This is a genomic window from Dickeya fangzhongdai (assembly GCF_002812485.1).
Classification (GTDB): domain Bacteria; phylum Pseudomonadota; class Gammaproteobacteria; order Enterobacterales; family Enterobacteriaceae; genus Dickeya; species Dickeya fangzhongdai.
Window position 1 is genome coordinate 3,416,395 of record NZ_CP025003.1, and the last position, 13,637, is coordinate 3,430,031.

The window sequence follows — 13,637 nt, forward strand, 5'->3', positions numbered from 1 at the left end:
TAGCTCTGACACGTTGTTTTCCTTACTCCGTCAACGGAAACATTCCTGACTGGTGAACGCCGGTTAGGCTTCAGTGGTCCGCAGACTGGCCGGGCGCATGTCTTGCCAGTGGGTTTCGGTATAGGCGATGCACGCCTCACGGGACTGCGGCCCGTATACCGCGCGCCACCCTGCCGGCACCGCAGCAAACTCCGGCCACAGGCTGTATTGCTGCTGTTCGTTGACCAGTACCAGAAACGCCAGACGATCATCGTCAAACGGATTAAGTTGTTCCTGACTCATTGTTATTACCTCGTGTTATTGAGCCGCCGCCGTCCGTCAGACGCCGGCAGCATGCATACTTAATCCCGGGACGCCGCCGGTAAGCCCGCGTCGCTCAGCAACCAACGGAAGCCGTCAATCAACCCGCCGCGCCAGCACAGGGTGTCATGCCCGCCGGCATACACGCGCTGGTGAACCCGATGCCCCGCCGCCGTCAGCGCGTCATGCATCTGTTGGTTGACGAAGGCGATATCGGCTTCGCGCCGCCCGGCTTCCTGAAAAATCACCAGCGGCGACGCCGTCCGTCCGCCCTGCCCTACCTGCGTGACCAGCACGCCGGGTTCCAGCGTGTCGCGCAGGTCAAAATCGGTGATGAATTGCAGATTCGGCCACCAGAAAGAGCCGGACTGGGTCAATACGCGGCCGAAGCGCTGCGGCCAGTGCAGACCGGCGTACAGCGCCGCCAGTCCGCCGTAGCTCTGCCCGGACACCACTGTGCGGTCCGGGTCGTCGCTGAACGGCGCCAGTCGCGCCGCCTGCGGCAATAATTCATCCTGCACCGCCTGCCAGAAGGTGGCATCGCACGGCAGTTCCCGGCAGCGGGTTTCCCCGTCAATGGCGTCAATAAACAGCCAGACGGCAGGCGGCAGATTGCCCTGTGCGGTTTCCGCGTCCAGCGCGGCAAATAACGGTGTCTCCTGCGCCCATTTCTGCCCGTCCAGCACAATGCACAACGGCCGCCGGGCCGGCGCTTCGTTGCTGCCGGTGGTGTACAGCCAGATACGGCGCTGGTTGTCGAGCTGTTCGCTCTTCCAGTCAAATACCGTCAGCCAGGCTGCATCCGGCGGTAACGCCGAGCCGTTATCCACCGCGCCCCAGGCCTGCTGCGACGGCGCCGCCGGCATATGAGCGGCCGACAGTTGTTCTCCCCACGGCTGGCCCGGATTGAGCGGATCGGCGATCGCGCAGGGAAACAGCGAACACCACCACTCCCGCTGCTGTTCGTCACGCAGTTGCTCATCGTCGCTAAACACCGGCGGCAGTTGCGCCGCCACGATGGGAATCAGGGAATAGCTGCCGCGCCAGTCATGCTCGATGCTCATCGACCAGTGCCAGACATCGGTGCCGGGCAACCGTTCCAGACTCTGCGGATCGGTGCTGTGGTGATCGGTCACGCCGTTGATATCGGCATACACCCGCCGGATGGCGGAATAGCGTTCGTCACCGTCCGGATCGCGCCAGAGAAACGTCACCCGCACTCGCCCGGCATCCTGTACTTCCACCAGTGGCGTTCCCAACCTGACAACCTGTTGCCACCAGACCTCTTCCCCTGCCTGAGGCGATGACAAAAGTGTTGCGGCGAAACCTGACGGCTGTGCTGCCGGCATCAAAACCTCCCGGGGTCTGCCCCTTTACGTTTTTCTTACATTTAGTTAACCAAGCTAATGAGTTGGTTAGACGATTTACAATTCTATAGACAAGAGAAATAATATTGAGAACCATTTACATTTGCAATAAGATGCAATTCCCGATTTTTGGCGGGATAAACAAACTCATACTCCGGTCACAAAACACGCCACCAAAAATTAACCTGATGAATTTAAAGTCAATTAATTGATTAAATGGGATGAATGACAAGACCGGTGAATATAAAGCCTGAAACACACAAAAAATAAGGTCTTTCACAGGAGGGGATAACTGATGCATAGCACCAGGAATAAACAATTAAAAAAATTAAAGTCTTGGCAGGGAAATAAAAAGGCGATGCCAGCCGTGCTGGCTTCCACTCTGCTGATGGCGGCGCACGCGCAGGCGGCCGACACCACCAGCACCGATACCATGATTGTGTCGGCCAACGCCGGTGAAAGCGTCACCGCGCCGCTGAAAGGCATCGTGGCGAAAGAAAGCGCCTCCGGCACCAAAACCAGCACGCCGCTGATAAAAACTCCGCAAGCGGTCACCGTCGTGACCCGCGACCAGATGGACGCGCAGGCGGTTTCCTCTGTTTCTGACGCGCTGAATTACTCCAGCGGCGTAGTCACCAACTATCGTGGTTCTTCCAACCGCAACGATGAAGTGATCGCCCGCGGTTTCCGCTACGCGCCGAAATTCCTCGACGGCCTGAGCTACGGTCTGAGCGGTCAGGGCGCCGCGCTGGGGAAAATCGACCCCTGGTTGCTGGAGCGAGTGGAACTGGTGCACGGCCCGGCCTCGGTGCTGTACGGCCAGGTTAACCCCGGCGGGCTGATCAGCATGACCAGCAAACGCCCGACCGCTGAAACCATCCGCAAGGTGCAGTTCAGCGCCGGCAACCAGCATTTGGGCGAAGCGGCGTTTGACTTCGGCGGCGCGCTCAACGACGACAAAACCCTGCTGTATCGCCTCAACGGCATCGCCAGCACCCGCGATGAATTCGTCAAGGATTACAAAGAGAAACGCGTCGCCATCGCGCCGGCGATCACCTGGCTGCCTAACAGCGACACCAGCTTTACGCTGCTGACCAGCTACCAGAACGATCCGAAGGCCGGTTACCGCAATTTCCTGCCGAAAATCGGCACCGTGACCGAAGCCAGCGCTGGCTATATTCCAGAGGACCTGAATGTCAGCGACCCTAACTACAACCGCTCAAAACGCGAACAGATCGGCATCGGTTATATTTTCGATCACTCCTTCAATGACAACGTGTCCTTCCAGCAAAACCTTCGCTATTCCCAGTTGCGGGAACGCTACAAGTATCTGGTTTATACCTGGAGTAACCCGGAAATCTCCGATACCTCCCTGTCCCGCCGTCAGGTGCGCGAAGAACTGAACGCCGATGAACTGGGGCTGGATAACCAGATCAAGGTCAAACTGGCAACCGGTGAGGTGGAACATACCCTGCTGGGCGGACTGGATTACAAATGGCAGGACCGCGATTACAACTACTGGCGCAACAGCGGCAACCAGTACAATTTTGACTGGGCGAACCCCAACTACGGCGGTTCTTATCTGGTCAGCGACAGTCAGTTAGCACTGAACCAGTCTTACAAGAAAAAACTCGATCAGGTCGGCGTTTATCTGCAAGACCAGATGGAATGGAACCAGTGGAATCTGCTGCTGTCCGGCCGTCATGACTGGAGCGAAATACGTACGCAGGATCGCACCACCAGCACCACGACCCAGCAAAACGACAGCAAATTCACCGGCCGCGCTGGTCTGCTGTACGCCTTCGACAACGGCATTTCACCGTACGCCAGCTACAGCACCTCGTTCGAACCCAACCTGGATTCCGGCGCGCCGGGCACGCCAGCCTTTAAACCGACCACCGGTGAGCAGAAGGAAGTGGGGGTGAAATTCCAGCCCAAGGGCAGTAATACCCTGCTGACCGTATCGCTGTTCGATATCACGCAGAAAAACATCACGTCGTACAACAGCGTGACTAAATACAACGAGCAGATCGGTAAGGTGAAATCCAAAGGGGTGGAAACCGAAGTTCACTCGCAACTGACGCCGGAAATCAACCTGATGGCGGCCTACACCTATACCGATGCGGTCACCAAGGAAAGTTACACCGCCAGCCAGGTCAACAAAACGCCGTCATCCATTCCACGTCATTCCGCTTCCGCCTGGGGCAGCTACAGCTTCCAGAATGGTCCGCTGAAAGGCGTCACGCTGGGCACCGGCGTGCGTTATATCGGTTCTACCTACGGCGATAACGCGGAGAGCTTCAAGGTACCGGCTTACACCCTGTACGACGCGATGGCGCGTTATGAACTGGGCTCGCTCGCCTCGCAACTGAAAGGCGCTGCGGTGCAGTTGAACGTCAACAACCTGACCGACAAGCGCTATGTGGCGTCGTGCGGCGGCGATACCGCCTGCTTCTACGGCAGCGGACGCACGGTCGTCGCCACGGTTAGCTACAGCTGGTAATACGCGGCAGGGCGGGTTTTCCCGCCCTGCGGTGACGCCTGAGCGCCACCATTTTGTTCACTCACGACATAAGGATAACCCCCGTGTCAACGCTCGCAGCCACCTCTTCATCGCTGGATGCACGCACGCTTCAGCACGATGATTTTCTGTTTCTGTCCCCCGACAACAGCCTGCATGCCCGCGGATGTTACGCCACTCTGGCGACGGCAGTGGCAGACGGCGGTCACCTGCAAGGCGACGTTCAGCAACAGGTAAAAACGCTGTTTGCCCGCGCCCGACAGGACGGTATCGCCCGGCCGTTGCTGGTTGGCGCCATCCCGTTCGACAAACGCCAGCCCGCCAGGCTGTTCGTGCCGCAACAGTCCCATTGGTTCGCACGCGAGACGTTGCAGCACGACACGCCGTCCGCGTCGCCGCTGACCGTGCGTCAGATACGCGAAGTGCCGGAGCAGGATGCGTTTTGCCAGATGGTCAGCGCCGGGGTCGCCGCGACCCGCAGCGGCGAGCTGAACAAGATCGTGCTGTCCCGCCTGCTGGATATCGATACCGAGCAACCGCTGGATTCGATTCGCCTGCTGCTGCAACTCAACCGCCAGAACCCGTGGAGCTATAACTTCCACGTGCCGCTGGAACAGGGCGCGCTGCTGGGAGCCAGCCCGGAACTGCTGCTGAACAAGCAGGGCCATCATATTGTGTCGCAACCGCTGGCCGGCTCGGCCCGCCGCAGCGACGACCCGGTGGAAGACCAGCGCCTGCGCCGCATGTTGATGGCGTCGGCCAAAGATCGCCACGAGCACCGGCTGGTGACCGATGACATCCGCCGGGTATTGGCCTCACGCTGCCGGACGCTGACCATTCCGGACACGCCGGAGCTACTGAGCACGCCGGTGCTGTGGCATCTGGCTACCCGGATTCAGGGCGACGTGCTGGACCCGCAGGAAAACGCGCTGTCCATCGCCTGCCTGCTGCACCCCACGCCGGCGCTGTGCGGCGTACCTTTCGAAGCGGCCAGAGATCGCATCGCCCAACTGGAGCCGTTCTCGCGCGGGCTGTTCGGCGGCATCGTCGGCTGGTGCGACGATGAAGGCAACGGTCAGTGGGTCGTCACCATTCGCTGCGGCGAAGTCCGACAAAACCGGGTACGGCTGTTTGCCGGCGCGGGCATCGTGCCGGATTCTCAACCGGTGTCCGAATGGCACGAAACCGGCGTTAAATTGAGCACCATGCTGCGCGCATTTGGTCTGCGACAGGATCAGGAGTGTGCAGCATGATGATTGAATTCACCCGCTGGCCGCCCGAGCTGGAACAGCGCTATCGCGAACGGGGTTACTGGCAGGATGTGCCGCTGGGCGACATCCTGACCCGACACGCCGACAATGACGGCACCGCGTTGATCTGCGGCGAGCGCGCCATCAGTTACCGACAGATGAATCAGCAGGTGGCGCAACTGGCTTGCGCGCTGCAACGCCGGGGGATCAAACCGGGACAGACCGCGCTGGTGCAGTTGGGCAACGTCGACGAATTCTATCTGACTTACTTCGCGCTGCTGCGCGCCGGCATCGTGCCGGTGAACGCGCTGTTCAGCCATCAGCGCAGCGAGCTGTGCGCCTACGCCGACCAGATAGCCCCGACGCTGTTGATCGCCGATCGTAGCCATCCGCTGTTTGCCGACGATAGCTTTATCGACGAACTGCGCCGGCGCTGCCCGTCGCTGCAGCAGGTGATTCTGCGGGGCGATGCCGACTCAGCGCAGGCGCTGTCACAGCTGTTACTGGAAGACGGCGACCTGCTGGCCGCCACGCCGACGCCCGCCGATCAGGTGGCGTTCTTCCAGCTTTCCGGCGGCAGTACCGGCACGCCGAAGCTGATCCCCCGCACCCACAACGATTACTACTACAGCATTCGCGGCAGCGTGGAGATTTGTCGGGTCGACGCGCACACCCGCTTTCTGTGCGCCCTGCCCGCCGCCCACAACTATCCGCTCAGTTCGCCGGGCGCGCTGGGCGTGTTTTACGCCGGCGGCACGGTGGTGCTGGCGAGCGACCCCAGCCCAAGCTGCTGTTTCCCGCTGATTGCCCAACACCAGATCACGCTGACCGCGCTGGTGCCGCCCGCCGTCACGCTGTGGCTGGAAGCGGTGGCGTTATCCGGCGATCGCCGCGCGCTGGCAAGCTTGCAGGTATTGCAGGTCGGCGGTGCGCGTTTAAGCGAAGCGCTGGCGCGACGGGTGCCGGCGGAACTGGGCTGTCAGCTGCAACAGGTGTTCGGCATGGCGGAAGGACTGGTGAACTACACCCGACTGGACGACGACGATGCCCACCGTTTCACCACTCAGGGCTGCCCGATCAGCGACGATGACGAAGTGTGGGTGGCCGATGCCGATGGCAACCCGTTGCCGCACGGCGAACCCGGCCGACTGATGACGCGCGGTCCTTACACCTTTCGGGGTTACTACCGCAGCCCGGCGCACAACCGCCAGGTATTTAACGATGACGGTTTTTACTGCTCCGGCGATCTGGTGATCCAGCAGGCGGATGGCTATTTGCAGGTGGTGGGCCGCGAAAAAGATCAGATCAACCGGGGCGGGGAAAAGATCGCCGCCGAGGAGATCGAGAACCTGCTGCTGCGTCACCCGGCGGTCATCAACGCCGCACTGGTAGCGGTGCCGGACCCGATGATGGGCGAGAAAAGCTGCGCGTTTCTGGTCACCCGCGAACCGCTCAAAGCGGTGGCGCTGCGTCGCCATCTGCGCGAACAGGGCATCGCCGACTACAAACTGCCGGACCGATTTGAACAACTGCCTACCCTGCCGGAAACCGCGGTGGGCAAAGTCGATAAACAGCGGTTACGCCAGCTGGCGCAACAGCGCGTGGCGGCCGCCGCCGCAGGAGAATAAACCATGGCTATTCCAAAACTGAACGCCTACCCGCTTCCCGGCGTGGAGCAATTGCCGGTCAACAAGGTTAACTGGTCGGTCGATGCTTCGCGAGCCGCCCTGCTGATTCACGATATGCAGAACTATTTCCTCAATTTCTGGGGAGAAAACAGCCCGCTGACCGAGCAGTTGGTCGCCAATGTCGCGCTCATCCGTCAGGCGTGCCGCCAGCAGGGCATTCCGGTGTTCTACACCGCGCAACCCAACCAACAGAGCGACGCCGACCGGGCGCTGCTCAACGACATGTGGGGGCCGGGCCTGAACCGTCACCCGGATCAACAGCAAATCGCCGCGGCCCTGACGCCGGATTCGGACGACACCGTGCTGGTGAAATGGCGCTACAGCGCGTTCCACCGTTCCGATCTGGAACAACGACTGAAAGCGGCAGGCCGCGATCAGCTGATTATCTGCGGGGTATACGCGCACATCGGTTGCCTGACCACCGCCACCGATGCGTTTATGCGTGATATCAAACCGTTCATGATCGCCGACGCGCTGGCGGATTTCTCTCAGGAAGAGCACCTGATGGCGCTGCGTTACACCGCCGGGCGTTGCGGCCGGGTGCTGACCAGCAGGCAACTGCTGGAAGCGCTCGCCCCGCAGGCGGATGCCGGCCTGGCGCGTTTGCGCGCCGAGCTGCTGCCGCTGTTGGATGACGACGATGACATCGGCGACGACGACAACCTGCTGGACTACGGGCTGGATTCGGTGCGCATCATGTCGCTGGTTACCCGCTGGCGTCAGCAGGGACATGACCTCGACTTCGTGGCGCTGGTGAAAAACCCCACGTTGCGCCACTGGCACCAACTGCTTAGTCAGCCTCAGCGGGAGGAAGCATGAGCGTCACGCTGGATTTCAGCGGCAAACAGGTGTGGGTGACCGGCGCCGGGCGCGGCATCGGTTATGACACTGCCTGTCGTTTCGCCGACGCGGGCGCTACCGTCACCGGATTCGACCGCGCGTTTTCCGCCGACAAACCGCCGTTTCGCGCCATCGAATTGGATATCAGCAACGCGGCTACCGTTGCCGATGTCTGCGCGACGCTGCTGGCGCAAACACCGCGTCTGGATGTGCTGGTGAACGGCGCCGGCATCCTGCGCATGGGCCAGACCGAAGCACTCAGTCAGCAGGACTGGCAGGATTGCCTGAATGTTAACGCCGGCGGCGCCTTTCACCTGTTTCAGGCGCTGATCCCGCAGTTTCAACGGCAACGCAGCGGCGCGATTGTCTCGATTGGCTCCAACGCCGCGCATGTACCGCGGGCCGGCATGGCGGCCTATTGTGCGTCCAAAGCGGCGCTGCGCAGCCTGTGCCTGACCGTTGGGCTGGAGCTGGCGCCATACGGCGTGCGTTGCAATCTGGTGTCGCCCGGCTCCACCGACACGCCGATGCAACGCAGCCTGTGGCATTCACCCGCCTCGGAACAACACACCATCGCCGGTTTTCCCGAGCAGTTCAAACTGGGGATTCCGCTCGGCAAAATCGCCCATCCGCGCGAAATCACCGATGCGGTGCTGTTTCTGGCTTCCGATCTCGCCAGCCACGTCACGCTACAGGATATGGTGATCGACGGCGGCGCCACGCTGGGCGCATGACCGGTTTTCATGGAGAAATGAGCATGATCTGGAAACGCGCCACCTCACTGGAGGCGCTCAATCAGATGAGCGATGACTGCATGGTGTCCCATCTGGGTATCCGCTTTACCCACATGACGGACAACAGTCTGGAAGCAACCCTACCGGTGGACGCCCGCACCCGGCAACCGTTCGGCCTGCTGCACGGCGGCGCCTCAGTAGTGCTGGCGGAATCGCTGGGTTCGGTGGCGGGCTGGCTCTGTACCGAACCGGGCGCCAGCGTGGTCGGCGTAGAAATCAACGCCAGCCACCTGCGGGCGGTAGCGCAGGGCGAGGTTCGGGGCATCTGCCAACCGTTGCATCTGGGCCGCCAGACGCAGGTCTGGCAGATAGAGATCGTGGACGAGCGCCAGCGGCGCTGCTGCATCGCCCGGCTGACCACGGCCGTTATTCAGCCGTAAATGTAAGAAAGGAGGCCAATGGCCTCCTTTGAGGCTGTTGACAAACAGCTATGTTGTTTTATGAATGGTGAAGCTTGTCCGGTCAGTGAATAGTTTCGTGCGGGATAAGCGGTGTCATTTCTTTGCCGCTTCATCGCACGCACGACAAGAAGAGGCTCAAACGCCGCCTCTCCTTGACCTCTGGCTGGGGGCTAAACTGTGCCGCTTCGCGGTGCCTTCGGTGCTCGACTTCGCTATTCGGACCACCCGTGACGCGTTCCAGACGCGGCACGGGCTTGCGCGGCTTCCCTGCCGCGCATCCGGCGAAGTCGTTCACCTCAGCACAGTTTTTGACGCCGGAAAAATGCTTTATCCTGTACTTAAGGACTATTGCTTGTTACTCCGCCAGCGCCGGGTAATCGGTGTAACCTTCCGCGCCCGGTCCATAGATAGTATTACTGTTCAGCTCGTTGAGCGGCGCGCCGCGACGCAGGCGTTCAACCAGATCCGGGTTGGAAATATAGACCCGGCCAAACGACACCGCATCCGCCTCGCCGTCCGCCAGCAGTTGCTCAGCGGCGCCACGGGTCAGACCATCGTTGGCGATCACCACGCCGCTGAACGTTTTGCGAATCAGCGGCAGAATGCGCTGCGGCGTATCCAGCGCTTCACGCACAAAGATGAACGCCAGTTGGCGATCGTTCAGTTGCTCAGCCACATAGCCGAACAGCGCCTGCGGGTCGGAATCCTGCACGGAGTGCGTGTTGGACATGGTATTCAGGTGCACGCCGACCCGATCCGCCGGCCACACGGTCAGTACGGCGTCCACCGTATCCAACAGAAAACGCGCCCGGTTAGCGATGGAACCGCCGTACTGGTCGGTGCGCAGGTTGGAGCCGTCATGCAGGAACTGGTCGAACAGATAACCGTTGGCGGCATGAATTTCCACGCCGTCAAAGCCAGCGCGTTTGGCGTTTTCCGCCGCCCGGCGAAAATCCTCCACGATAGCGGCTACTTCTTCGGTTTCCAGCGCTCGCGGCACCACATAAGACTTGTACGGACGAATGGTCGCCACATGCCCTTCCGCCGCAATGGCGCTGGGCGCCACCGGCAAGTCGCCATCCAGATAAACAGGGTCGGAAATGCGCCCCACGTGCCACATTTGCAGCACCATTTTGCCGCCCGCCGCGTGTACCGCCGCATTGATGCGGCTCCAGCCCTCGATCTGTTCGTCCGACCAGATCCCCGGCGTATTGGGATAGCCGACGCCCTGCGGAGTGACGGCAGTAGCCTCAGTCAGGATCATCCCGGCGCTGGCGCGCTGAACGTAATAGTCCAGTGATAACGCGCTGGGGATCCGCTGGTCGAAAGCGCGCATGCGGGTCAGCGGCGCCATGACAATACGGTTTTCTGCCTTGATAGCGCCAATATGGATTGGATCAAACAAATCTGGCATAGCTTTTTCCTTTTCGTTGACACCCAACAAGTGAACGGCTGAACTCAACGAACGGCTACGGCGTCATTGTCCGCATCGGACGGTGACACCGCCTGACGATTCGTGGCATCAGCGTAATAAATAGAAGGAATAGGGATATACACCATCGTGAAGAGCGCTGCCAGACCATTCGGTGCTAATGGCAGCATATTGGTTATAACGAGGTGAATGATTATAACGCGGTAAACGGTTATAACAGGGTAAACGGTTATAACGCGGCGAAGACGTGTGCTTACGTCCCCGCACGCCGGAGCGATATCAGGTTGCCGGCGCGAGTTGCCCGGCAAAGGCGGCCAGCCGCTGCAATCCGTATTCCCATTTGCCGAACCCCGACTCCGCATTAATGTGACCGCCCTCGCCGACATCAACCAGATCGCTGCCCCAGGCGTGCGCCCAGTATTCAGCGCGGGAAAACGTCATTAACGGGTCGTTGTGGCTGGCGAACGCCAGACTGGGCACCGCCAGTCGTTCGGCCTGAATACGATCTTCAATTTCAAAGCGCATGGGTTCAGCCGGCGCCACCAGCATCACGCCGGCGATACCTTCCATACCTTGCTGGACCACATGACAGGCGGCCAGCGCGCCAAAGCTGTGACCAATCAACACCGCCGGCCGATCACAGGCCGCCAGTTCGCGGCGAATCGCCAGCACCCACCGGTCCAGATCCGCCTGATACCACTCTTTCTGACGGATACGCCGCCAGAACGGAAACCGCCGCTCCCAGTGGCTCTGCCAGTGCTCTTCATCACTGTCGCGCAGCCCCGGCACCAACACCATGATCAGGCGCGGGTCGATGTCCGTCAGACGCTGGTCTACTTCTGTTGTCTGCATCAGGTTCTGTGTCTCCCTGTTGATTGCCTGCCAGGGTGACACGGACACCATCAGTGCTACCGTCGTCCCTTACACCCTATTCATTACAATCTGATAACAATATCAGCACCGGCTTACAGCCTACCACGTGATTCCCGATTTGTATCCTAGACTGTGTTCCTTAATTATTCGTGCCGCTAACCACCCCCCCTAGTCGCGCGACCCGCATTCGCTCTCCCTTCGCAGCCACGCCTCATTCAAGTACGCCGCCTGACCGGCTTATCCGGCTGAGTTATTGTGCTTTTTACACCAGACACCTGTTGAGGCGTCTCTTTTTGGCCTACCCGGATAGGCGGGAAAACGCCAGCTCGCGCGGGCTGGCGATACGCCGGTAATCGTCGGTATTAAGAATCACCGAGCAGGTCAGCGATCCCGCATTAAACGCCAGTTCATCAAAGCGGGTAAACAGCATCGGGTCGGCCACCAGCAGCAAATCAGCATGAAAACTGAATGGCGGAATGGCGCCGAACACACAGTGCGTTAGGGCGTCGACCTCCGCCGGACTGGCCAGCGACGCGCGGGTGCCGCCCAACGCCTGCGCCAGACGGGTTAAATCCGCCTGTTGGTCTGCCGGCAATACCGCCAGCACATGCTGGCGCAGGCCATTACCCTTGACATGGCAGACCAGCGCCTTGGCCCCCTGCCCCAGTTCGGTGCCGCGTATCCGCGCCACCTCCTCCGAGCGCCCGGCGCTGTCGTGATGCACGACCCGATAACGCGCCCGCTCCTGTTCAAGGCGCTGGCACAACTGCTCAAAAATGGTGTTTGTCGGCATAATCTGATCCGTTGTTCTCAACATCGGCAAACCGCTGCCTTTCGCCTGGCGGGCAGCGTGCCGTCAATGCTTTTTAATGCTATCCCCATCGGATTTAAAGCCGTTCCTCTTGAATTTCGCCCCTGACCCAGCGTAGATTTAGCGCCGATTCCGTCATCTGTCTGCAAATGGCAGCGATGGCTGGGGGAACGGCTCAGAACCAGGCAGTTCCCGAACGGTGAAACGCACAATCGGAATCATTGCTGGCGTGATACTGCTGGAGAGAAATCAGTGAAGTACTTGTTCATGGGAGTTTCATTTATTCTGTTTTTGTGGGTAGGCACTTTTTTACTGATGCTGGAATAACCCTGACGGTATTTCACCATCCACTTCGACAGGCGGCTCCTGTCGGGGCAACAACAAAAAATAATTATCAGGCACACACGAAAGACGAACAAACGACAGGCTGGCGCCACTCTGCCAGCCTGTTTTTTTATGGGGATTTCCGGTGCTCAGCGCCGCCTGGCAACGACCGGTGACGGCTCAGTGACTCCAGCCTCCCAGCACATTCAGCACCAGACTGATTGCGCCGCCCACCGCCAGCCAGGGGCCAAACGCCAGCGGCTGCTGCATATTGATACGGCGCACGCGCCGCCACAACAGTGTCGCCACCAATCCAGACAACGAGGCAATCAACACCAGATTCGGCAGCGCCTGCCAGCCCAGCCAGGCGCCCAGCGCGGCCAGTAATTTGAAATCCCCCTGCCCCAGCGCTTCACGCCCGCTCAGCAGACGAAATGCCCAGTAAATCAGCCACAGCGACAGATAGCCCGCCATCGCGCCGACCACAGCCTGCTCAAGCGGCACAAAGGTATCCGCCAGATTAAACAGCAAACCGCCCCATAGCAGCGGGAGGGTCATGACATCCGGCAGTAACTGGGTTCGGGCGTCGATAGCCGCCAGCGTCAGCAGCATGCCAAAACACAGCAACGCCCCCAGCAACGCCAGCCCCGGCTGCCAAAGCAGCCCGGCCAACAGAAACGATAACCCGGACAGCAACTCAATCAGCGGATAGCGCCAGGATATCGCGCCACCACAGCAATGGGCGCGCCCGCGTAGCCATATCCAGCTCAGCAGCGGAATGTTGTCGCGCACACGCAGTCGTTGATGACAATGAGGACAGGACGATGGCGGCCAGCAAAGGTCATAACGGGAAGACGGCGCGCCAACGGGCTGACCGAGCTGAAAACGCGCGTCCTGCTGCCAGCGCCTTTCCAGCATCACCGGCAGTCGATGAATCACCACGTTGAGAAAACTACCGGTAATCAGCCCCAGCAATAACAACGCCGTCAGCCAGATACGCGGAAATGCGCTGGCAAAGGCGATCAGATCCATGTTG

General features: G+C 60.3%; 13 protein-coding genes. 7 read left to right on the forward strand and 6 right to left on the reverse strand.

Annotated features, from left to right (window positions below; translation table 11 throughout):
• Nucleotides 1–63 precede the first annotated feature (63 nt).
• Nucleotides 64–282, reverse strand: coding sequence for an MbtH family protein (locus CVE23_RS15100; protein ID WP_038667303.1), 219 nt, complete (start codon nt 280–282; stop codon nt 64–66).
• A 59-nt stretch (nt 283–341) separates the two neighbouring features.
• Nucleotides 342–1,649 carry an enterochelin esterase gene (fes, locus tag CVE23_RS15105; RefSeq protein ID WP_100849835.1) on the reverse strand — a complete coding sequence of 436 codons (1,308 nt, stop codon included), beginning with the start codon at nt 1,647–1,649 and terminating at the stop codon, nt 342–344.
• A 313-nt stretch (nt 1,650–1,962) separates the two neighbouring features.
• Between fes and CVE23_RS15110 the strand changes: the two genes are divergently transcribed.
• From CVE23_RS15110 to CVE23_RS15135, 6 genes are all read left to right on the forward strand, one after another.
• A complete protein-coding gene (locus CVE23_RS15110) occupies nt 1,963–4,170 on the forward strand; it encodes a TonB-dependent siderophore receptor (RefSeq protein ID WP_049853684.1) in 2,208 nt (735 codons plus the stop codon).
• Nucleotides 4,171–4,253: 83 nt separating this feature from the next.
• Nucleotides 4,254–5,441, forward strand: coding sequence for an isochorismate synthase (locus CVE23_RS15115; RefSeq protein WP_038667293.1), 1,188 nt, complete (start codon nt 4,254–4,256; stop codon nt 5,439–5,441).
• Nucleotides 5,438–7,066: a (2,3-dihydroxybenzoyl)adenylate synthase gene (locus CVE23_RS15120; RefSeq protein WP_100849836.1), complete on the forward strand. Its 1,629-nt coding sequence runs from the start codon at nt 5,438–5,440 to the stop codon at nt 7,064–7,066. Before CVE23_RS15115 ends, CVE23_RS15120 begins: the two co-directional genes overlap by 4 nt.
• Nucleotides 7,067–7,069: 3 nt before the next feature.
• Nucleotides 7,070–7,945, forward strand: a complete 876-nt coding sequence (locus tag CVE23_RS15125) for an isochorismatase family protein (protein ID WP_100849837.1) — start codon at nt 7,070–7,072, stop codon at nt 7,943–7,945.
• On the forward strand, nt 7,942–8,700 hold the full coding sequence (dhbA, locus tag CVE23_RS15130; protein ID WP_100849838.1) for a 2,3-dihydro-2,3-dihydroxybenzoate dehydrogenase: 759 nt from the start codon (nt 7,942–7,944) through the stop codon (nt 8,698–8,700). Before CVE23_RS15125 ends, dhbA begins: the two co-directional genes overlap by 4 nt.
• 23 nt (nt 8,701–8,723) lie before the next feature.
• On the forward strand, nt 8,724–9,140 hold the full coding sequence (locus tag CVE23_RS15135; RefSeq protein ID WP_022634261.1) for a hotdog fold thioesterase: 417 nt from the start codon (nt 8,724–8,726) through the stop codon (nt 9,138–9,140).
• Between the two features lie 376 nt (nt 9,141–9,516).
• Here the strand turns inward: CVE23_RS15135 and CVE23_RS15145 are convergent, their stop codons facing one another.
• From CVE23_RS15145 to CVE23_RS15155, 3 genes are all read right to left on the reverse strand, one after another.
• Nucleotides 9,517–10,575, reverse strand: coding sequence for an alkene reductase (locus CVE23_RS15145; protein WP_038919704.1), 1,059 nt, complete (start codon nt 10,573–10,575; stop codon nt 9,517–9,519).
• Nucleotides 10,576–10,872: 297 nt separating this feature from the next.
• Complete coding sequence (locus CVE23_RS15150; RefSeq protein ID WP_038919706.1) at nt 10,873–11,445, reverse strand: RBBP9/YdeN family alpha/beta hydrolase; 573 nt, start codon at nt 11,443–11,445, stop codon at nt 10,873–10,875.
• A gap of 319 nt (nt 11,446–11,764) precedes the next feature.
• Nucleotides 11,765–12,259 (reverse strand): YbaK/prolyl-tRNA synthetase associated domain-containing protein, encoded by a 495-nt coding sequence (locus CVE23_RS15155; RefSeq protein ID WP_038919708.1) that lies wholly within the window; start codon nt 12,257–12,259, stop codon nt 11,765–11,767.
• Between the two features lie 270 nt (nt 12,260–12,529).
• Between CVE23_RS15155 and ypdK the strand changes: the two genes are divergently transcribed.
• Nucleotides 12,530–12,604 carry a membrane protein YpdK gene (gene ypdK, locus CVE23_RS23265; RefSeq protein ID WP_099327210.1) on the forward strand — a complete coding sequence of 25 codons (75 nt, stop codon included), beginning with the start codon at nt 12,530–12,532 and terminating at the stop codon, nt 12,602–12,604.
• A gap of 177 nt (nt 12,605–12,781) precedes the next feature.
• Here the strand turns inward: ypdK and CVE23_RS15165 are convergent, their stop codons facing one another.
• The gene (locus CVE23_RS15165) at nt 12,782–13,633 is read right to left on the reverse strand and encodes a prepilin peptidase (protein WP_100849839.1); all 852 of its coding nucleotides are present in this window, start codon (nt 13,631–13,633) and stop codon (nt 12,782–12,784) included.
• Nucleotides 13,634–13,637: the final 4 nt, after the last annotated feature.